Raw genomic sequence first — 20,543 nt, forward strand, 5'->3', positions numbered from 1 at the left:
ATCGCTTCATAACCTTCTTTTTCGCCAAGTCTCTTTTTACGCTAAGTGATCGGATTGGTCTAGTTTTCTCATCGATTCTCCTGCTAATTCTACGCGGTGGCTGTTGTGTAATAGTCTATCAAGTAGTGCATCAGCAACCGTTGGATTTGAGATGAGTTTGTACCAATCGGTTGCCGGTATCTGGCCGCGTATGGGGCAACTAGTTTTCTTCAAGACTTGTCGATGGTAAGCGAAAAAGCGTTCTTAGAAAAAATATTTTTAGCATTATTTATTGCCATTGGCTTAATCATTACTGAACAGGTTTTAGCGTTAAAAAAGCAAAATTATCCATCAAGTTATTGAGTAATTACGTGTATAAAAAAGCCCGGCTAACATAACCGGGCAAAGGACGAGGGTAAAACGGGGTAAAACTTTTAACAGTTAAAGCGGTTTACAATTAAAACAGGTTATTCTGCGGCGTTATAAGCGAATTGCTGGGTTTCTGTGCCGTTAATGTCGGCCGTTAAGCGCGCCAGGTTGTGCTGGTTAATCGCGTTAGCGTTTAACGATACTGCGCGTTTAAAGTCGTCTAAGGCGGCCACTTTGTCGCTGGCCAGCACATGCATTACGCCACGGTTACTATAAGCCAGTGCACGCATTTCGCGCTTGGCGTCGGCTGGCATGGCTGATGTGCTTTGTGCCAGCGTCACGGCCTTGCTGCAGGCACTTTGCGCTTGGTCAATTTGGTTTAAGCGGCTGTAGGCAACACACAGGCTCATCTGCAATGAAAAGCTGTCAGCTGTTGTCCCACGATAGTTGGTCACTTCGCTAATACCTTGCACTAACTGGCCTGCCTGAATAGTAGTTACGCCTGGGGTATCTTCAATTAACGCCATTTTGTAACCATTGCTCGCAGCGAAAGCGAGAAATGGACTTGAAGTCAGCACGCTTAATGCCACTACGGTAGCAAATTTTTTGGCTGTGAAGGTCATGTCGTATTCTCCCTTGGATTAATGTGGTCGCCGGCTTTTTTGGTAAAACGTTTGCTGGTAATAAGTGTTGCGGCGACAGACATACTTTAGCCAAGGGTAACGGGCCTGACAAACGAGATAAATCACACTGACAGGTTAAAAAAATTAACCTGTAATCGCACTGTGGCTGTCATATATATATGTTATAGAGCCAGATCATTAGCGATGGGCTGGCTTAAAACTGTTTAATACCCAGTCAATTAACAGCTGCACTTCGGGCCGATTAGCATCGGCATCGTGCCGCACCAAATAGTAACGGTCACGGCTTAACAGCTCTTGTTCAAACAGCCTTACCAGGCTGCCGCTACTAAACCAGCTTTGGCTGATGGGCAGCGGAATAAGCGCCACCCCTAAGCCCTGCTGTGCCGCACGGGCCACGCTAAACATGCTGTCGAGCTGAATAATTTGTTTCGGTTTAAAGTTATGGTAACCGACATGCTCAGCCCATTGATGCCAGGCATGTGGCCGTGCCTGATGCAAAATAAGCGGGGTTTTTTCCAGTGCACGATAACTTTTGCCGTGAATTTGCTCGTAAAGCTTCGGGTTGCAAGCCGGCACATAGCTAATGGGGAATAAATCGTAGGCCTGTGTTTCATCTGGCTGTTTGCCGGATAACTCAATGGATAAGTCAGTATATTTCGGGCTATCGCGGCGCGATTTAACCGTTTCCAGCTTTAAATTTATAGTGGGATATTGTGCGGACCAGCCAATTAATTTGTGTACAAACAACTCACTGGCAAAAAATTCCGGCATCGAAATACTCACTTCCTGCACCCGCTCTACCTGGCTAAACTCGGCAATGGTATCAGCTAACTGCGCCAATAACGGCTGCACTTGCTGATAAAAGCGTTTGCCGGTCTCGGTAAGCACAATGGCGCGGGTTTTGCGCTCGAATAAACTGAGGTTTAAGTTATCTTCTAGCTGCTTAATCTGATGACTAACCGCTGATGGCGTTAAGTACAGCTGCTTGGCGGTTTCTTTAAAACTTAAACAGTCGGCAGCTACGCAAAAACAGCGCAAGCCACGCAGTGGCGTATGGATAGTCATGGTTTATATACCCGATGTTGGGTTGATGAGCTGGCAGTACACTACTTTAGCGTACAGAGTGTTACATTTACAGTGCGTTACGCCTGCTAAACGTATGCTTAACTAACGGGCTTGACCTGCAACGGTTTCGCGGCAACACTGTACAGCCGTAATTTAGCAGGTTAACCCGCGTGACAGCAATTAATTGGGCAGCACTTAATGCTGCCGCCAAAGCCGCCTCAGAGCAGGCCTATGCACCTTATAGTCAATTCCCGGTTGGTGTGGCCGTCCAAGCCGAAAGTGGCAATATTTATTATGGCTGTAATGTCGAAAACGCTTCGTATGGCGCAACCGTTTGTGCCGAGCGCAATGCCATTGCGGCTGCGGTAGTCGCTGGCGAGCGCAAGCTAAGCGCCTTATTGGTGTATACCCCGCAGCGTAATCTTACCCCGCCCTGTGGTATGTGTCGCCAGGTTATTGCTGAATTTTTTCAGCCAGACGCCCCTATTACCAGCAGTAACCATTTAGGTGAGCAACAAAGCTGGAACGTACAACTGCTGATACCCGATGCCTTTACGCCAATGTATCTGGCCGCCAGTGCAAAAATTAATAAGGACAGCTAACCATGGCCATTCCACAGGAAATTATTAAAACTAAACGTAACGGCAAGCCATTAAGCCAGGCCGACATTTATCAGTTTGTGCAGGGTTTAACCGATGACAGCTTTAGCGATAGCCAGGCCGCCGCCTTAGCAATGGCCATTTATTTAAATGGCATGGCGGTAGACGAAATTGTGCAGTTAACGTTGGCGATGCGCGATTCTGGTAAAGTTTTACACTGGCAAGGCCGGCTGAACGGGCCGGTAGTTGATAAACACAGCACCGGTGGTGTCGGTGACAAAGTCACCCTGATGTTAGCGCCAATGGTTGCTGCTTGTGGCGCGTTTATGCCAAGCATTGCCGGGCGTGGCCTGGGCCACACCGGTGGCACGGTAGATAAATTAGAAAGCATTCCGGGTTATAGCTGCACCCAAAGCTTAAGCCGGATTGAACAGCTGCTGCCGCAACTGGGTTGTGTGATTGTTGGCCAGAGCAATGAGCTAGCCCCGGCTGATCGCCGGTTGTATGGTATTCGCGATGTCACCGCGACGGTAGAGTCGATTCCGCTTATTACTGCTTCAATTTTATCGAAAAAGCTGTCTGAGGGCCTCGATGCACTGGTGATGGACGTAAAAGTGGGTAATGGTGCCATTATGGCTACCGCCAATGATGCCAGCGCATTAGCCAGCAGTATTGTTAATACGGCTACCGGGGCTGGAGTAGCGACCCGAGCGCTGATCACCGATATGAACCAGATTTTAGGCAGTACTGCGGGTAATGCCCTGGAAGTAATGGAAACCCTGGATTATTTAACCGGTAAATACCGTGAGCCGCGGCTGCATCAGTTAACGCTGGAATTGGGTGCCAATATGCTGATGCTGGGGGGGTTGCATAATGATAAAGCCAAGGCTATAGCGGCGCTGGAATACAGTTTAAGTTCAGGTAAAGCGGCAGAGATTTTTAGTAAAATGGTGGCAGAGTTAGGTGGCCCGGCCAATTTACTGGAAAAGTCAGCGCAATATTTAGCCAGCGCACCGGTGGTACAGGATATCGTGGCAACGCAAAGCGGTTATCTTCACTATCATAATACGGTTGGCTTAGGCATGGCGGTAGTGCGTTTGGGGGGGGGCCGCTCGCATCCCAGCCAGCAGATCGATCCGGCCGTCGGCTTTAGCCATATTATGCCGGCCGGTGCCAAAATACAGCAAGGTGATGTGGTGGCGAAAGTGCATGCTGCCAGCACTGTCGCCGCCGCCTTTGCAGCTCAGGAGTACCTTGCCAGCTTAACCGTATACCCAGATGCAGTAACAGACTTACCGCTGGTACATACCACTATTGGCTAGCTGGCTTTAGTGAACGCTGCAGTTGGCCTGACTAGCTCAGGCAAGGGCTGCAGCGTATAAAGGGCGTAGCTTAATGCAACTTAAGCCGCGGCCTAACAATGCGGTTAATGCGGGCAACCATTGAGATAAACAGCATTTTTAGCCAGCCATGCAGCGCTACTTGATGCATACGGTACAATGACACATAGGCCAGCCGGGCAATCCGGCCTTCAATCATCATTGCGCCACCAACCAGATTACCCATTAAATTGCCCACCGTGCCAAAGCGACTTAACGAGATTAGTGAACCATGATCTTTATACTGAAAATCGCGTAGCGGTTTATGGTTAAGGGTGGCGATAATATTATAAGCTACTACGCTGGCCATTTGGTGGGCCGATTGTGCTCTGGGCGGCACCCAGTTGCCATTGGCCATTTTACTGCCTGCACAGTCACCAATAGCGTAAATGCGTGGGTCAAGCTGAGTTTGCAGCTGGGTATTAACCAGCAGCTGGTTAATACGATTATTTTCCAGACCATCAAGGGTGGTTAAAAAATCGGGTGCTTTAATACCCGCTGCCCATACTTTCAGTTCAGCTTCCAGGTATTCTTCGCCCAAATGCAAACCACGATTATCGGCTGAGGTTACCTTAGTATCGGTTCGAACCGTTACCCCCAGTTTTTTTAACTCTTTTAGTGCCGCCCCAGCAATGCGTTCTGGCAACGCTGGCAAAATACGCGGGCCGGCTTCAATAACATTGATATTTAAGCGGTCTTTGCGTAAGTCAGCAAAGCCATACAAATTTAATTCAGCCGCAGCATGATATAGCTCTGCCGCCAATTCAATGCCGGTAGCACCGCCACCCACAATGGCAATATTAAGTTTATCTTTTGGATGGCCAGGTGAGTTTAATTTTAAATAGGCGTCAAGCAAATGCCGATGAAAGCGTTTAGCCTGAGCCGGGCTGTCCAAAAAGATACAGTTACTGGCAATACCCGGTGTATTAAAATCATTAGAAACACTGCCGATAGCTAGTACCAGATAATCGTAGCTGAGTTCGCGGCTGGCTAACACTTGTTCGCCATCATCGGCATACACCGGCGCCAGCATGATTTGTTGCTGCTGCCGGTTCAGACTGAGAAAACGGCCAAGTTGAAACTCAAAGTGATGCGCTCTGGCATGTGCCCGATAGCTTAACTGAGCAATTTCATAATCTAAGGTGCCGGTAGCCACTTCGTGCAGCAACGGTTTCCAGATATGGGTATGATTTTGGTCTACCAAGGTGACTTGAGCGCGTTGTTTTTGGCCAAGTTTATTGCCAAGCCGGGTAGCCAATTCGAGACCGCCGGCACCACCGCCGATAATAACGATGCGAGGGGGAGTCATGTTGCGTTTTCCTTGTTGTTATTTTTAAACCGGATTGCACGGTACTAACGTAAAAAACGACTATAAAAAAACCGGCACGAAGGCCGGTTTAGTAGGTTATGATTTTTGCCGCTTCATCGAGTCGAAAAATTCATCGTTGGTTTTGGTCATCAATAATTTATCGATTAAAAATTCCATGCAATCACTTTCGTCCATCGGATGCAGAATTTTACGCAAAATCCACATTTTTTGTAGTTCTTCCGGTGAGGCCAGCAGCTCTTCCCGACGGGTACCCGAACGGTTAAATTCGATAGCTGGGAAGATCCGGCGTTCAGCAATTTTCCGCGATAAGTGCAGTTCCATATTGCCGGTACCTTTAAACTCTTCGTAAATGACTTCATCCATTTTCGAACCCGTGTCGACTAAAGCGGTGGCAATAATCGTTAAGCTGCCGCCTTCTTCAACATTCCGTGCTGCACCAAAAAAACGTTTTGGCTTATGCAGGGCGTTAGCGTCAACACCACCGGTTAATACCTTGCCAGAGCTTGGAATAACGGTGTTGTACGCGCGGGCCAGCCGGGTGATAGAGTCCAGCAGAATAATAACGTCTTTTTTATGCTCAACCAGTCGCTTGGCTTTTTCAATAACCATTTCAGCAACCTGAACATGGCGGCTGGCCGGCTCATCAAAGGTAGATGCAATAACTTCGCCTTTTACCAGGCGCTGCATTTCAGTTACTTCTTCTGGCCGCTCGTCAATCAGCAACACCATTAACACACATTCCGGATGGTTGGCGGCAATAGACTGTGCAATGTTTTGTAGCAAAATGGTTTTACCCGCTTTAGGCGGTGCCACGATTAAACCACGCTGACCACGACCTATTGGCGAGGCTAAATCAAGGATCCGGGCTGTAATGTCTTCCCGGCTGCCGTTACCGCGTTCCATTCTTAAGCGCGAATTAGCATGCAGAGCGGTTAGGTTTTCAAATAAAATTTTGTTGCGGGCTTGCTCTGGCCGGCCAAAGTTGACTTCGTTAACTTTTAGCAGAGCAAAGTAGCGCTCGCCCTCTTTTGGCGGGCGAATTAAACCAGAGATGCTGTCACCCGTGCGCAAGTTAAAGCGGCGAATTTGGCTTGGTGAAACGTAAATGTCATCCGGGCCGGCTAAGTAAGAGCTGTCTGATGAACGAAGAAAACCGAAACCATCTTGCAAAATTTCCAGCACGCCAGCGCCGAATATTTCTTCGCCATTTTTGGCATGGGCTTTTAAAATTGCGAAAATAATGTCTTGTTTGCGCAGGCGAGCCATGTTTTCTTGGCCCATAGATTCGGCCAAATCAACCAGTTCGCTAATTGGTTTCAGTTTTAGTTCTGTTAAATGCATAGTTGATGGGTTCTTGTTGGTAAAAACAGAAAATGCTTATCGGCTCGGCAATAAAAGTTTGGAAGTTGGTTTATTCGACAGACAAGCGTGGTTTAAGATATTTGCTTAGCCACACAATAGCAGTAGATGTTTAGTACGTCCAGCAGCTAAAAGCAAAAAGGCGTACAAAAATACGCCTTTTATCTTGTTACTTAGATATTGCTGTCTAAAAACTCTTTTAATTGCGTTTTTGATAAAGCGCCGACTTTCGTTGCAGCAACTTGGCCATTTTTAAACAGCAGTAAGGTTGGAATACCACGAATACCAAACTTAGGTGGCGTATTCGGGTTTTGGTCGATGTTTACTTTGGCAATACTAACCTTACCGCTGTATTCAACCGCAACATCTTCCAGAATAGGTGCGATCATTTTACAAGGGCCACACCACTCTGCCCAGAAGTCGACCAACACTGGCACTTCGGCTTTTAAAACATCAGCTTCAAAACTGTCGTCCGAAACCTGTAAAATATGTTCACTCATCTATTTCTCCGATTAGGCTGTGCAGTTACACTGCAAAAATGTATTCTCAATTTAAACGCGGCTGTTTCTTATTGCAAGCGTAACAGTTATGCTAGGCAGGTATGAATAAAACTCACTTAACATCACATAAATTCGCCGATTTCGCATTGGCACCACAGATCCTTGACGCACTTGCTGCGCAAGGTTACAGCTATTGTACGCCAATTCAGGCCCAGTGTTTACCCCTGGCACTGGCTGGCAAAGACATAGCGGGTCAGGCCCAAACCGGTACCGGTAAAACCCTGGCGTTTCTAACAGCAACTTTTCATTATCTGCTTAATCATGAACCGAAGGGTTCAGGTCAGCCACGCGCCATTATTATGGCTCCTACGCGGGAGTTGGCTGTCCAAATCCACAATGATGCAATAATGTTGGCTCAAAAAACCAATTTGCGCCTTGGCCTAATATATGGAGGCGAGGGCTACGATTCTCAACGCCAATTATTAGAGCAAGGCGTAGATATTTTAATTGGAACTACCGGCCGTTTAATCGACTATTTAAAGCAAGGCTTGTATGACTTAAGTCAAATACAAGTTGTGGTGCTGGATGAAGCAGATAGGATGTTTGATTTAGGCTTCATTAAAGATATCCGTTTTATGTTTAACCGGATGCCACCCGCAACCGAGCGCTTAAGTTTATTATTCTCTGCTACCTTGTCTTATAAGGTACAGGAACTAGCATTTGAAAAAATGAACCAGCCAGAACATATTCATGTGGCGCCAGACGAAATGACCGGCAGCCAAATTAGTGAAGAATTGTTTTACCCGGCGCATGAACACAAAATGAAGTTGCTGCTATCGCTGATGGAAGAAGATTGGCCAGATAAAGCCATTGTGTTTGCGAATACTAAACATGTTTGTGAAGATGTATACGCCTGGCTGGAAGCAGACGGACACCGGGTTGGCATGTTAACGGGCGATGTTATTCAGAAGAAGCGGCTAAAGATCCTTGATGACTTTACTACCGGTAAACTGGATATTTTGGTGGCAACTGATGTAGCAGCCCGTGGCTTACATATACCGAAAGTGAGTCATGTGTTTAATTTCGATTTACCTGATGATTGTGAAGATTATGTGCATCGAATTGGCCGAACGGGCCGCGCCGGCGAAAGCGGCAAAGCCATTAGTTTTGCCTGCGAACGCTATGCGCTCAACTTAACGGCTATTGAAGATTATATTCGGCATCCAATAACATTAACACAGTACGATGCTAATGCTTTGCTTGACGATTTAACGATACCAAAGCCACGAGTGCGTCGCCGTCCAGGCCAGGCGCGAACTGGCCCTGGTCGTGGCAACACCGGACGCAGCAGTAATGGCCCAAGAAACCCTCGCAGCCGACCCCGCTAATTTTCAGGTCGTTGCACCAGTCAAGCCTGTGACTGAAACATCACCGCATAGTGATATTTATGCGGTGATCGATCTCGGTTCCAACAGTTTTCACATGCTGATGGTTAAAGTGGTGGGGGGCTCGGTGCAGGTTATTGGTCGGGTTAAACGTAAAGTCCGTTTAGCTGCCGGTTTAAATGATAATTTAGTACTGAGTCGCAAAGCGATGAAACGAGGCTGGGAATGCTTAGCATTGTTTGCCGAGCGACTGCAGGATATCCCTTCTTCAAATATCCGGATTGTTGGCACCGCCACGCTGCGGCTAGCCCAAAACGTTAAAACCTTTCTAAAAGAAGCCGAAGTTATCCTGGGCCAGCAAGTGCAGGTAATTAGCGGTGAAGATGAGGCGCGGATCATTTATCTGGGCGTGGCTCATACCTCAAATAGCGATACCAACCGGTTAGTCATTGATGTTGGCGGCGCCAGCACAGAAGTGGTTATTGGCTGTGGTTTTACGCCTGAGCTGTTAGCCAGTTTAAATATGGGGTGTGTGACTTATTTAGAACGCTATTTTAGTGACGGCGAGTTAAGTGAAGATAATTTTGCACAAGCTATTTTTGCTGCCGAGCAACAAGTGAAAACTATAAACAGTAGTTTTTTAGCTAAGGGTTGGCAAATAGCAGTGGGTGCATCAGGTACGGTGCAGGCGATGCAGGAAATTTTGGTCGCTCAGGGTAAAGATGAAGTGATTACCTTGGGTAAACTTGAAGATATTATGCAGCAAGCAATGGCCTGTGGCCCGGTTACGCAACTTAATATTGTTGGTTTGGCACAAGAGCGTAAACAGGTTTTTGCGTCTGGGCTGGCTATTCTGATTGCGCTATTTAGAGTGCTAGCCATCAATGGTATGACCCTGTCTGGCGGCGCGTTACGCGAAGGTGTGTTATATAGCATGTTGCCGCAATTGCAACATAGTAATGTTCGTAATCGTACGGTTTCCAGCTTGATGGTGCGCTACTTTATTGACCAGCAACATGCTGAGCGGGTAGCGGATATGGCTGTTGAGCTAGCTACTCAGCTGCAAAGCCGCTGGGATTTGCATAAATTTGAAGGCCAGAGCATGTTACAGGCTGGCGCGTTGTTACATGAGCTTGGCTTGTTAATTGAATATAAAAATCATCATCATCATGGCGCTTATATTATTAACCACTCAGACTTACCCGGTTTTACCCGCGCTCAGCAACAATTGGTGATGGCTCTGGTTTACAACCATCGGGCTGATATTAGCCGCGAGGTGATAGCCCGCCAAACGATGACTTCTGTATTGTTAACCGTAAGGTTAACCCGGATATTACGACTGGCAGTCATTTTGTCGATGCGCCGCCGGCATGAAGTACTGCCAGAAGTAAAAATAACCACCAAAGCCGAAACGCTTAGTTTGCATATGCCGGCTAATTGGCTGGAACAGCATCCTTTAATGCGCGCCGAACTGGAGCTGGAAGTACAATATCAGTTTCAGGCAGGTTGGCAGTTGGTATTAAATTAGGCAGCATTGTGACTGGTTAAAGCAAGTATTACCGGTGCGGCATGTAATATTTGCTGGTAGCGCACTTGCAATATTGTTAAGCAGTGCGCTATCAGCTTTATCTGCTATTCACTATATTTTATTACACCGCACGCGATACGCGGGCCACTGTTGCCGGCAGGGTCTGTTTTATAATCATCGACTTGCTGGTGCACAACTAAAGAGCGGTTTTGTAACTGACTAAGTTTTAGCCGCGTACTGGTTACTTCATGTTGAACGCCATTGTTGTCTACCCGCAGCATTGCCAAGTCGCCATGATGACCTTGTCCGGTTGGCCCCATATGCAATTGGATGTTTTCTGGATCATAATGGCCACCGGCTGCGCCAGCAGCTTGCATGGCGTCGCCATTCATAGCAGGCTCACAGCTAGGGTTCTGATGTACATGAAAACCATATTCACCTTCAGAAAAACCGGTTAAGGCGAATCTAAACGTTACACCATCAGTGTCTTCATAAACGGTAATAACACCAATGTTTTCACCTACACCGTCAGCCGAGACCTTATCCATGGCCACCGTGGTGCTGTTAGACATTGAACCGAGGTTGGCCGTTGTCTCAGGTAACGTTGTCACGTTATTGTTTGGCGAAACTGGCGGTGCCGGCGTTGGGTTACAGCCTAGCAGCATGCCCGCAGCGAATATTGGTAAAGATAGTGTCCGTATTTTCATCATTTACTCCCTTTATGTATTGTCAAGAACGATATCACTAACACGATTAACAGTACGTTTTGCAATATGAGATTTCAATATTAGTTTGCAATATTAGTGCCAGGGTAAGCATCGGCAAGCTAGCACGTGGATTGCCGAGCTGGCGCGTGGATTGCATAGTATTTTGAGTATTTTGCACCTATGCTTATTAGCAACCAGGAGCGACACGATGCCTTATGACAAACGCAGCGAACTTCCGGATCCAGTTAAGAACATCTTGCCAAAACATGCTCAGGAAATTCATCCGGCTGCGTTTAATAACGCCTGGGACAAGTACCAAGATCCAGCGAAACGAGCCAGAGAGGATAGTCGCGAAGGCGTTGCGCCTGAAGCGGCCTGGGCTGCGGTAAAGCAAGGCTTCTATAAAAACGATGTTGGCAACTGGGTTGGCTGTTAATGTCAGGCAGTGGCCGTAAATCGGCCCTGCTGGGGATGGCTGGCAGCATACTGTTTGTTGCTGTGATTCTGGCGCTGCTGGTATATTTTGGGGTGCATACCGAAGTGATGCACTTATTACAGTGGTTTAAGCAGCAGGGAGCCTGGGCGCCGCTGCTATTTATGCTGATTATGGCGGCCGTGGTGGTGTTTTTATTGCCTGGCGCGCTCCTCACCATTGGTGCGGGTTTTGTGTTTGGTATACTGCAAGGCTCGCTGTACGTGGTGCTGGGTACTACTTTAGGCGCCGTTATTGCGTTTTTACTGGCCCGCTACACTTTTGGCAAGCGGGCCCGGCACTTTGTTATGGCCAGAGCGAAACTGCGACTGGTCAACGACGAGTTTAGCAAAAACGATTGGAAAATTGTGTTGTTAACCCGGTTAATTCCATTTTTCCCCAGCAAAATTGCTAACTATTTCTTTGGTTTAACTCAATTCTCCTTGCACGGTTATATTATCGGTTCACTGCTGGGTTTTATTCCTTTTACTGTTCATAACGTTTATCTAGGTTCGTTAATCGCTGATATTACTACTTTTGAGTTTGGCCAACAGCAACGGTCTGGCTGGGAGTGGGCTTTGTATGCTGGCGGCTTAGTGGCTGCCGTGGCCATTATTATTTATTTGAACAGGCTGGCCAGCCGTGCTTTGGCAAAATATACCGAGCAAGATACTGATAAGGAAGCTTTGTGATGACTTGGTTAAAGTGGCTGCCCTGGCGGTACGTGGTGCGCTATGTAGCCCACAAAAATGGTTTTATCGACCCTGTTGCGTTGCTGGCGAAATTACATAACTTTGCCCAGCCTTCTGAAGTAGGCGAACCAATAGAACTACTGCGCGCCGGAGTGGTGTTTCATGCCAGGGGCCTGATAAACAGCAGAGTTATCCAGCATAACCTGGACTGGGTATGGCCTTATTGGATTGAGCGCCAGTTTGACCCATGTGATAAATCATTTATTCCGCGAGCGTTTTCCATTACGCATATTAACCTGACTCACCGTAATTGGACCGCCATCGGTTACCCGGATTGTCCAGAGTTACCCATAGTGGACCCTCGAGGTTTACTAACGCCGTTTTTGGATAGCTGGTCGCTGGATGGTTGGATAATGCCTGATCAGGGAGACTGCCTGTTGCCGTCAAGAGTGGCTGAATGTCAGCAACAACTTAAGGTGGCCGGCGATGTCAGTATCACTACTGCTTGCCACCAGCAAGGCATGACCTTACACAATGAAGCCTGGGTTGCACTTGAGAACGGCGTGCCGGTGTTAAAAATGCGGCTGCGCGCCAAAGCAGATAAGCCCGGTTATCTGGTACTGGCATTGCGGCCGCAAAATCCGGAAGGTGTTAGTTTTATTCATTGCGTGAAACTGAATGAGCAACGAAACCAGTGGCAGGTAGATGATGACAAGCGGATCAATTTCAGTCGCTCTGCTGACCGTTATCATGTATCTGCCTATAAACAAGGTGATGTGTATATTCACCTGGCAGATGCTGAGCAGCAGGCAGAAGGTGTATGTAATGTGGGTATGGTAACGGCTGCGGCGCTTTTCAAGCTGCCATTGAATGATTGGCAGGAAGTGGAGGTATCCATTCCGTTAACGGCGAAAAGCCAGCCGCAACTGCAAGCTGACGCCTGGCCGGCAGAGCAGCAAAAATGTTGTCAGCTGGAGTGTCCGGACCCGCAATATCAGTTTTTATATGATGCCGCAGTGACTTCCCTGATTTTACATTCACCTAAAGATGTATATCCCGGCCCTTACACCTACAAACGTTTCTGGTTTAGGGATGCTGCGTTCATTATTCACGCGTTGCTGTGTGCCGGCCTAACGGGACGTGCCGGGCGAGCTTTGCAACAGTTTCCGGCCAGGCAAACCTTACTTGGTTATTTCCGCTCGCAGGAAGGCGAGTGGGACGCCAATGGCGAGGTGTTGTGGATCCTGAAACGTTATGCTGATATTACCGGCCGGGAACTGTCGGCTGACTGGCATAGCTCGCTGAAAAAAGGCGCACGCTGGATCATCAACAAGCGCTTATCCAACAAGCTGGATGCGCCGCACGCGGGTTTATTGCCTGCCGGATTCAGTGCTGAGCACCTGGGACCGAACGATTTTTATTATTGGGATGATTTCTGGGGCGTTGCCGGCTTACAGGCTGCGGCCGAGTTATTTAAAAATGTCGACGCTAAGTTGCAGCATGAGTTTAGCGCCGCCGCCGCTGACTTTTCTGCGGCAATAGATACCAGCCTGGCGCAGTGTGCTACCCGCTTAAAACGACCGGGGATGCCTGCTTCGCCCTACCGACGGCTCGATGCAGGCGCCATTGGCTCGCTGGCAGTGGGTTATCCTGTGCAGTTATGCGCGGCAGACGACCCGCGCTTATTAGATACGGTAGCGTTTCTACTTAAGCGCTGCTTTGTTAAAGAGGCGTTTTATCAGGATATGATTCACTCGGGCTTAAATGCTTATTTAACGTTGCATGTTGCGCAAATTTTGTTGCGGGCCAATGACCCGCGCTATCTGACACTGATGGACGCTGTGGCCGCGCTGGCATCGCCGACCGGCCAATGGCCAGAGGCAATTCATCCTGCTACCGGCGGCGGTTGTATGGGCGATGGCCACCATGTCTGGGCGGCTGCCGAATGGCTACTGATGATCCGAAACTGTTTTGTGCGCGAAGAAAATGACCACCTAGTGCTGGCAGCAGGTGTGCCAGCACGCTGGCTTGACGCCAGCGAGGTGATTCGCTTTGGTGCGGCACCCACCAGCTTTGGCGCCATTAGCCTGGTTATTAGGCCCCGTCAGGGCCAGGGCGTGTTGCTTGAGTGGCGGGCCGACTGGCATAAAGCGTCGGGACCAAAAATGGAAATAAAATTAGCTGGCCATGCGGCCATAACCATAGCCGCAGCGGAGGCGACCGGAAGCGCCATTTTAACAGAAACGGAGATTTAACCGATGAATATTGTCATTTTTACCAACACCTATACCCCGCATGTTGGTGGCGTGGCGCGTTCGGTCGAGGCTTTTATTACTGAATATCGGAAATTGGGCCATCGGGTGTTGGTGGTGGCACCGGAATTTTCTGCTATGCCCAGTGATGAAACCGATGTGGTACGGATTGGCGCTATTCAGAATTTTAATGCCACTGATTTTTCAGTCGCGCTGCCGTTTCATGACCGATTAAGTGACATTCTCGATGAGTTTGCCCCAGACATTATCCATTCGCAGCATCCGTTTCTGCTGGGCATGAGCGCGCTGCGTACCGCGCGATATCGCAAACTGCCGCTGGTATTTACCCATCATACGCTATATGAGCAATATACCCATTATGTGCCGGGTGACTCGGTGATGATGCAGCATTTTGCCATTGAACTGGCGACCCGTTATGCCAATTTATGCGATCAAGTTATTGCACCAAGCCAAAGTATTGCCCAGCTGCTGCAGCAGCGGGGGGTAGAAAGCCCCATTGCCGTGATACCAACCGGAGTGTATCTGGAAAAGTTTGCTGACGGTGACGGCCTTAGTGTACGCCAACAGTATGGTATTCCAGCGGATGCGCAGGTTATCGGCCATCTTGGCCGGTTGGCGCCTGAAAAAAACCTTGAGGTATTAGCGCAGGCAGTGGCTAGTGCCGTTTGCACCCGCGCAGCGGCTCATTTTCTGGTGGTAGGCACCGGGCCGTCAGAGCAGGCCATTCGTACTATTTTCGCTAACGCGGGTATGGCCGACCGTTTGCACATGGCCGGCATATTGCAGCAACAGCATTTGACCGATGCCCTGCACGCCATGGATATTTTCGCGTTTGCCTCGACCAGTGAAACACAAGGTATGGTGTTAACCGAAGCGATGGCTGCTGGTTTACCTGTGGTCGCGTTCAATGCGCCGGGAGTGAGGGAGGTGGTCGACGATGGCATAAATGGCCTGTTACTGCAGCAAGAAACATCGGAGGCGATGACTGCCGCCTTGGGTCAGCTGCTTGATTATGGGCCGGGCGAGCTGGCATCGCTGCGGGAAGGTGCACGTCGCACAGCTGAGATGTTTGCCATGTCATGCTCTGTTGCCAAAGCTTTATTATGCTATCGGGCAATATTGGATACCATGCCCAAGGCTGTGTCATCAGAAAGAGACTGGGAAGATACGTTGGCTTGGATGAAAGCGGAGTGGGATGTTTTGTGCAGTGTCGCGATGGCAGGAAGTACTGCCGTGGGTAGTAGTTTGTTTGCCGACAATGGTAAGTAGTATGGGTAAGTTATGGCGTATTGCCGCGGCGCGTGTATTGCAGCGTCCCTTGGAGGCTTATGATTAGTAAAGTTGAGGTGTGGCTTCGCTGGGTCAGGCGCGGCTTCAGCCGCAGCCATTGGTTAACCAATTTATTGCAGCTACCGGTATCTTCGGGTTCGGGGGTAAGGCCTGGTCTTATAATGATCCAGATAGACGGCTTGTCGCAACCACAGCTGGAGCAGGCGCTGAAGCGTGGCAGAATGCCGTTCTTGCAACGCCTGCTCCAGCACGAGCACTACAAACTACAAGCGCATTACAGCGGTTTGCCCGCTACCACCCCTGCTGTGCAGGCTGAGCTTTTTTACGGGGTTAAAACTGCGGTGCCGGCATTTTCGTTTCGCGATAAGCAAACCGGTGAAATTGTCAGGATGCTGCAACCTGATACTGCAGCTAAGGTAGAAAAAGGGCTAAACGAGCTTAGCGCAGAGCCATTGCTTAAAGATGGCAGCGCCTATTCTAATATCTACACCGGTGGCGCAGCTGAGTCACATTTTTGTGCAGCGTCGATGGGCTGGGGCGCCGCACTAAGTGCTGCTAACCCATTAGCTTTAATCGTACTTATTATCAGTAATCTATATAGCGTGTTGAGGGTTATCGGCTTATTTTTTCTGGAGTTAGGCCTGGCAATAGTGGATCTTTGCCGCGGCGTTATTAAAGGGCAGGATATTCTCAACGAATTAAAATTTGTGCCGGCCCGCGTGGCCGTGTCTATTGTATTGCGTGAGCTGTGCGTTATCGGCGGCAAAATTGATGTCAGCCGGGGGATGCCAGTCGTGCATATTAATTTACTGGGATACGACGAGCAATCACATCGCCGCGGGCCATCATCATTGTTTGCACACTGGACCTTAAAGGGTATTGATGACAGCATAGCCCGGCTATGGCGTGCGGCGCACCGGTCACAGTGGCGCAGTTATCAGGTTTGGCTTTATTCTGACCACGGCCAAGCTAAAGTAACGCCTTATCACCAGCTGCAGGGCTATCCGTTGCAACAGGCAGTTGATCTGAGCTTTGCAACGCTCAAATCGCAGCCGGCCAGTTTACGGTCCAAGGTAACCGGTAGCGTGCAGACACAGCGGGCCAGATTACTCGGTGGTAATAACGTGCAACGGCTGTTTGCCGTCAGTAACGGTGAAGACAGTAGTGCTGGTGACAACGAGATTAAAGTGGCTGCCCAAGGGCCAGTAGGCCACATTTATACCCCCGTACCGTTAACCGAGGCTGACAGCCGCTTTATTGCCACTGAATTGGCGAGCAAACATCAAGTACCACTGGTGCTGGTGGTAGCAGGCCCTGGTAAGGTGCGGGCAACCACCGCCGACGGCGATTTTTACCTGCCGGAAAATAAAGCAGAAATTTTCGGTGCCGATCACCCTTTCCTGGACAGTGTATGCGAAGATTTAATGCGACTATGTCAGCATACCGATGCTGGCGATTATGTAATTATGGGCTGGCGAAAAGGGGCAAATGCACAGTCGTTCGCTGATGAAAATGGCGCCCATGCTGGCGCCACGCCGGCCGAAACCCATGCCTTTGCCCTGTTGCCTGAAGATGTGGTTTTACCCACTACCGAGCATGGTTATATACGGCCAACTGATCTTTATAACGCTGCACTACAATATCTGGGACGGGCACCGCGCCAAGCGCCTGACCGCGCAGTTAGCATCGATAGATTGCGGGTAATGACCTATAATGTGCACAGCTGTATCGGCTTGGACGGAAAGGTAGATGTAGAGCGAATTGCCAGAGTGATTGCTCAGGCTAACCCCGATGTGGTGATGTTACAAGAACTTGATGTTGGCCGGGCTCGTACTTTAGGTCTGGATCAGGCGGAATTAATCGCCCGTTATCTGCAGATGGAGTACCATTTTTATCCGGCCTTGCATATGGTAGAAGAAAAGTATGGCGATGCCATTTTATCTCATTTACCGTTCAAGCTTATTAAAGCCGGGCCGCTACCCGGTTTGATAGACAAACCAAAACTGGAACCACGCGGGGCAATCTGGGCCGCGTTAGAGCTGAGTGGCCAGCAGATAAACATTGTTAACACCCATTTGGGTTTACAGCCGCGGGAACGACTGGCACAAATTGATGCCTTGCTGGGGGAGGAGTGGCTGGGCCATCCGCAATGCAGCGGGCCGGTAGTATTTTGCGGTGACCTCAATGCCCAGCCGGCCTCTGAAGTATGCCGGCGTATTGGCCAAAAGCTAACTGATGCACAGACCTTACTGGAAGGGCACCGACCCAGAGGAACTTTCCCCAGTCGCTTTGCCGCCATCCGCATTGACCATATATATGTCAGTGAGGCTGTGAAGGTCACGGCGGTGGAAGTACCCGGTTCGCTGCAGGCAAAATTGGCATCGGATCACCTGCCATTATTGATTGAGCTTGTCATACCGCGGCCATAGGCATTAAGCAACAATGATTAAGTTTGTTTTAACCATATCGCCACCTTTTTAGCGAAGTAGGTCAGGATACCATCGGCACCTGCTCGTTTAAACGCCAGTAAGGACTCCATAACTACCGGTTGCTCGGCCAGCCAGCCATTTTGAATGGCTGCCATGTGCATGGCATATTCACCACTAACCTGATAGGCAAAAGTAGGTACACCAAACTGGTCTTTCACTCGCCGCACAATATCCAGATAAGGCATGCCAGGTTTTATCATAATGATATCAGCGCCTTCTTCTAAGTCCATGGCAACTTCATGCAGCGCTTCATTGCTGTTGGCGGGGTCCATCTGATAATTTTTCTTGTTGCCACCTTTTAAATTGCCTGCTGAGCCCACGGCATCGCGAAAGGGTCCATAGTAGTTAGAGGCATATTTTGCAGAATATGCCAGAATTCGGGTATTAACAAAACCCGCCTCTTCCAGCGCTTCGCGAATAGCACCAATACGTCCGTCCATCATATCAGACGGTGCCACAATGTCGGCACCCGCCTCAGCATGCGACAAGGCCTGCTTAATCAGGGCGGCAGTGGTAATGTCATTTTGGACATAGCCTTGCGCATCGATAATGCCGTCTTGCCCATGAGTAGTAAACGGGTCCAGCGCCACATCAGTAATAATACCAAGCTCTGGCACATGCTGTTTAAGCAGCCGTACCGCGCGCTGTGCCAAGCCATCTGGGTTCCAGGCTTCTGTAGCCTCCAGTGATTTACAGGCAGCAGGCGTTACGGGGAATAAGGCAATAGCCGGAATGCCCAGTGCCACTAATTCTTTGGCTTCGCTGAGCAGTAAGTCGAGACTAAGCCTTTCAATACCCGGCATAGCGCTGATGCTTTCACGTTTGTTGGTGCCTTCAATGATAAACATGGGATAAATCAAATCGTTGACGGTAAGTTGATGCTCCGCCATTAGCCGACGACTAAAATCATGCTCTCGCAGGCGACGTGGCCGGCTGGCTGGAAAAAAACGGTTAGCTTTCATTTGAAATTTCCTGAGTAAAAATGGCGGGCGTTGCGCTAACGCTCTGGTTGCGGCCTTGAGATTTTGCCTGATACAAGGCGCAGTCAGCAGCAGCAATATAATTATTACTGTCACTTTGGCTATGTGCGATAGCGGCATAACAGCCAGCACTGAGGGTAACGGCTAACTTGAGCTGGCCGATGTGCAGCGGCGTGTCATTAAGTTGTAGTCGGACGTGCTCAGCCAGTTCAAGGCAGCCTGTTATATTGGTGCCAGGCAAAAGTAAAGCAAATTCTTCGCCGCCATAGCGAAAAGCTGCATCACTGCTACGCTTTAAACTCTTGGCTAAGATACTGGCTATTTGTTGAATTGCCGAGTCACCGGCTAAATGGCCGTATTTATCATTAATTTTTTTAAAGTGGTCGATATCAATCAGCACTAATCCCAATGGGGTTTGTTCGCGCCGGCTGCGTTTTAATTCATTACATAGTCGTTTATCAAAACAAGCCCGGTTATAAATACCGCTTAAGGTATCCAACATATTTTGCTGTTCTAATAAACGGTTTTTCTCTGCCAGTTCATCCAGCGCAATTTGCAGCTCTAAATTGTGACTAAGTAGTTTCGCTTCCTGCTGTTCAATATGCTGGCGCCGCCAACGGCGCCAATGCCAGCCTAACAGTGCGGCGGTAACAACGCTACCTGACATTATGCCAATTAATAGCCAGGCAACGTTAATCATTACGGTGCTCAGCCAGATTAAACAGCTGTTGCGCATTATGGTAATTATTGCTTGCCAGCTGCTGGCTGGAGATGTTTTTTATCCGGCAAATTTGCTCTGCTATGGCAGGTAAATACGCGGGCTCATTAAATTTTGGCCGGGGTTTTAGGGTGCGGGGTAGTAAATAGGGGGCATCGGTTTCCAGCAGCAAACGGTCTAACGGCAGATGAGCTAAAGCCTGCTGCAGACTCTGGCCACGTCGCTCGTCACAAACCCAGCCGGTAATGCCAATATATAAGCCTAAATCGAGATAGGCTGTTAGCTCAGCGATGTCGCCGGTAAAACAATGTGCAACACCATGGCTAATTTGCTGTTCCTGCAACATGGCAAATTGAGTAGAAAAAGCGTCACGCTGATGTAAATAAACCGGTTTTTGCTGCTGTTTTGAAAGCTGCAGTTGACTGGCAAATACTTGTTGCTGGATCGGGCGCGGTGAAAAATCACGGTTAAAATCAAGACCGCATTCGCCTATGGCCACGACGTTGTCTAATTGCAACAGTTGGCTTAGCTTAGTAAGCCAGTCGTTTTCTACTTGCGCCGCCTGATGAGGGTGCACGCCGGCAGTAGTGTAGCAATAGGGGTGGCTACTACAAAACTGCTGATTACGCAGGCTTTCATTAATGTCCGAACCAATTAGCAGCATACCGCTAACGCCAGCCTGCTGTGCCCGGGCAATAAGGTGTTGCTGTTGTCCGCGAAATTGCGGGCTAAAAAGGTTAACCCCACAGTCAAACCAGCCTGACTTCAGTTTTGCATCGGTCATT

At 49.0% G+C, this 20,543-nt stretch carries 19 protein-coding genes; 9 read left to right on the top strand and 10 right to left on the bottom strand.

The genetic code is table 11. The features are described 5' to 3' along the window. Positions 1 to 36 precede the first annotated feature (36 nt). From VT06_RS17820 to VT06_RS11190, 3 genes are all read right to left on the bottom strand, one after another. Complete coding sequence (locus tag VT06_RS17820) at positions 37 to 213, bottom strand: ATP-binding protein (protein WP_255353039.1); 177 nt, start codon at positions 211 to 213, stop codon at positions 37 to 39. Positions 214 to 446: 233 nt separating this feature from the next. Then, entirely contained in the window at positions 447 to 971 is a 525-nt protein-coding gene (locus VT06_RS11185; protein WP_046554397.1) for a hypothetical protein, read from the bottom strand. A 198-nt stretch (positions 972 to 1,169) separates the two neighbouring features. Beyond that, positions 1,170 to 2,057, bottom strand: coding sequence for a LysR substrate-binding domain-containing protein (locus VT06_RS11190; RefSeq protein ID WP_046554398.1), 888 nt, complete (start codon positions 2,055 to 2,057; stop codon positions 1,170 to 1,172). A 170-nt stretch (positions 2,058 to 2,227) separates the two neighbouring features. Between VT06_RS11190 and VT06_RS11195 the strand changes: the two genes are divergently transcribed. Beyond that, on the top strand, positions 2,228 to 2,659 hold the full coding sequence (locus VT06_RS11195; protein WP_046554399.1) for a cytidine deaminase: 432 nt from the start codon (positions 2,228 to 2,230) through the stop codon (positions 2,657 to 2,659). A 2-nt stretch (positions 2,660 to 2,661) separates the two neighbouring features. Then, on the top strand, positions 2,662 to 3,978 hold the full coding sequence (gene deoA / locus VT06_RS11200; protein WP_046554400.1) for a thymidine phosphorylase: 1,317 nt from the start codon (positions 2,662 to 2,664) through the stop codon (positions 3,976 to 3,978). Positions 3,979 to 4,048: 70 nt separating this feature from the next. Here deoA and VT06_RS11205 read toward each other — a convergent pair whose 3' ends face one another. The 3 genes from VT06_RS11205 to trxA all read right to left on the bottom strand — a co-directional run bounded on the left by VT06_RS11205 (position 4,049) and on the right by trxA (position 7,224). Beyond that, positions 4,049 to 5,344, bottom strand: coding sequence for an NAD(P)/FAD-dependent oxidoreductase (locus VT06_RS11205; RefSeq protein WP_046554401.1), 1,296 nt, complete (start codon positions 5,342 to 5,344; stop codon positions 4,049 to 4,051). A gap of 96 nt (positions 5,345 to 5,440) precedes the next feature. Further along, positions 5,441 to 6,706, bottom strand: a complete 1,266-nt coding sequence (gene rho / locus VT06_RS11210) for a transcription termination factor Rho (protein ID WP_046554402.1) — start codon at positions 6,704 to 6,706, stop codon at positions 5,441 to 5,443. 191 nt (positions 6,707 to 6,897) lie between these two features. After that, a complete protein-coding gene (trxA, locus tag VT06_RS11215; RefSeq protein WP_046554403.1) occupies positions 6,898 to 7,224 on the bottom strand; it encodes a thioredoxin TrxA in 327 nt (108 codons plus the stop codon). A gap of 101 nt (positions 7,225 to 7,325) precedes the next feature. On the opposite strand from trxA, the gene rhlB reads away from it, so the two are divergent. Both rhlB and gppA read left to right on the top strand, forming a co-directional pair. Next, positions 7,326 to 8,612 (top strand): ATP-dependent RNA helicase RhlB, encoded by a 1,287-nt coding sequence (gene rhlB / locus VT06_RS11220; protein ID WP_046554404.1) that lies wholly within the window; start codon positions 7,326 to 7,328, stop codon positions 8,610 to 8,612. After that, positions 8,578 to 10,137, top strand: coding sequence for a guanosine-5'-triphosphate,3'-diphosphate diphosphatase (gene gppA / locus VT06_RS11225; RefSeq protein ID WP_082122505.1), 1,560 nt, complete (start codon positions 8,578 to 8,580; stop codon positions 10,135 to 10,137). Before rhlB ends, gppA begins: the two co-directional genes overlap by 35 nt. A gap of 104 nt (positions 10,138 to 10,241) precedes the next feature. Here gppA and VT06_RS11230 read toward each other — a convergent pair whose 3' ends face one another. Continuing rightward, the gene (locus tag VT06_RS11230) at positions 10,242 to 10,844 is read right to left on the bottom strand and encodes a superoxide dismutase family protein (protein ID WP_052750233.1); all 603 of its coding nucleotides are present in this window, start codon (positions 10,842 to 10,844) and stop codon (positions 10,242 to 10,244) included. Between the two features lie 208 nt (positions 10,845 to 11,052). Here VT06_RS11230 and VT06_RS11235 point away from each other — a divergent pair, with 208 nt between their 5' ends. The 5 genes from VT06_RS11235 to VT06_RS11255 are packed head-to-tail and all read left to right on the top strand — an operon-like array spanning position 11,053 to position 18,000. Further along, the gene (locus tag VT06_RS11235) at positions 11,053 to 11,280 is read left to right on the top strand and encodes a ChaB family protein (RefSeq protein WP_046554405.1); all 228 of its coding nucleotides are present in this window, start codon (positions 11,053 to 11,055) and stop codon (positions 11,278 to 11,280) included. After that, positions 11,280 to 12,008, top strand: a complete 729-nt coding sequence (locus VT06_RS11240; RefSeq protein ID WP_046554406.1) for a TVP38/TMEM64 family protein — start codon at positions 11,280 to 11,282, stop codon at positions 12,006 to 12,008. The genes VT06_RS11235 and VT06_RS11240 overlap by 1 nt, the downstream gene beginning before the upstream one ends. Further along, positions 12,008 to 14,263, top strand: coding sequence for a hypothetical protein (locus VT06_RS11245; RefSeq protein WP_046554407.1), 2,256 nt, complete (start codon positions 12,008 to 12,010; stop codon positions 14,261 to 14,263). The genes VT06_RS11240 and VT06_RS11245 overlap by 1 nt, the downstream gene beginning before the upstream one ends. A gap of 3 nt (positions 14,264 to 14,266) precedes the next feature. Then, positions 14,267 to 15,550: a glycosyltransferase gene (locus tag VT06_RS11250; RefSeq protein ID WP_046554408.1), complete on the top strand. Its 1,284-nt coding sequence runs from the start codon at positions 14,267 to 14,269 to the stop codon at positions 15,548 to 15,550. A gap of 59 nt (positions 15,551 to 15,609) precedes the next feature. Then, positions 15,610 to 18,000, top strand: a complete 2,391-nt coding sequence (locus tag VT06_RS11255) for an endonuclease/exonuclease/phosphatase family protein (protein ID WP_046554409.1) — start codon at positions 15,610 to 15,612, stop codon at positions 17,998 to 18,000. A 17-nt stretch (positions 18,001 to 18,017) separates the two neighbouring features. On the opposite strand, the gene hemB is transcribed toward VT06_RS11255, so the two are convergent. Genes hemB through VT06_RS11270 form a run of 3 tightly spaced genes read right to left on the bottom strand, consistent with a single transcriptional unit; the run spans position 18,018 to position 20,542 of the window. After that, complete coding sequence (gene hemB, locus VT06_RS11260; RefSeq protein ID WP_046554410.1) at positions 18,018 to 19,022, bottom strand: porphobilinogen synthase; 1,005 nt, start codon at positions 19,020 to 19,022, stop codon at positions 18,018 to 18,020. Further along, a complete protein-coding gene (locus VT06_RS11265; RefSeq protein WP_046554411.1) occupies positions 19,012 to 19,740 on the bottom strand; it encodes a GGDEF domain-containing protein in 729 nt (242 codons plus the stop codon). Before VT06_RS11265 ends, hemB begins: the two co-directional genes overlap by 11 nt. Then, positions 19,733 to 20,542, bottom strand: a complete 810-nt coding sequence (locus VT06_RS11270) for a TatD family hydrolase (RefSeq protein ID WP_046554412.1) — start codon at positions 20,540 to 20,542, stop codon at positions 19,733 to 19,735. Before VT06_RS11270 ends, VT06_RS11265 begins: the two co-directional genes overlap by 8 nt. Position 20,543 lies beyond the last annotated feature (1 nt).

It is taken from the genome of Arsukibacterium sp. MJ3, assembly GCF_000987765.1.
In the GTDB taxonomy this organism is placed as follows: Bacteria; Pseudomonadota; Gammaproteobacteria; order Enterobacterales; family Alteromonadaceae; genus Alishewanella.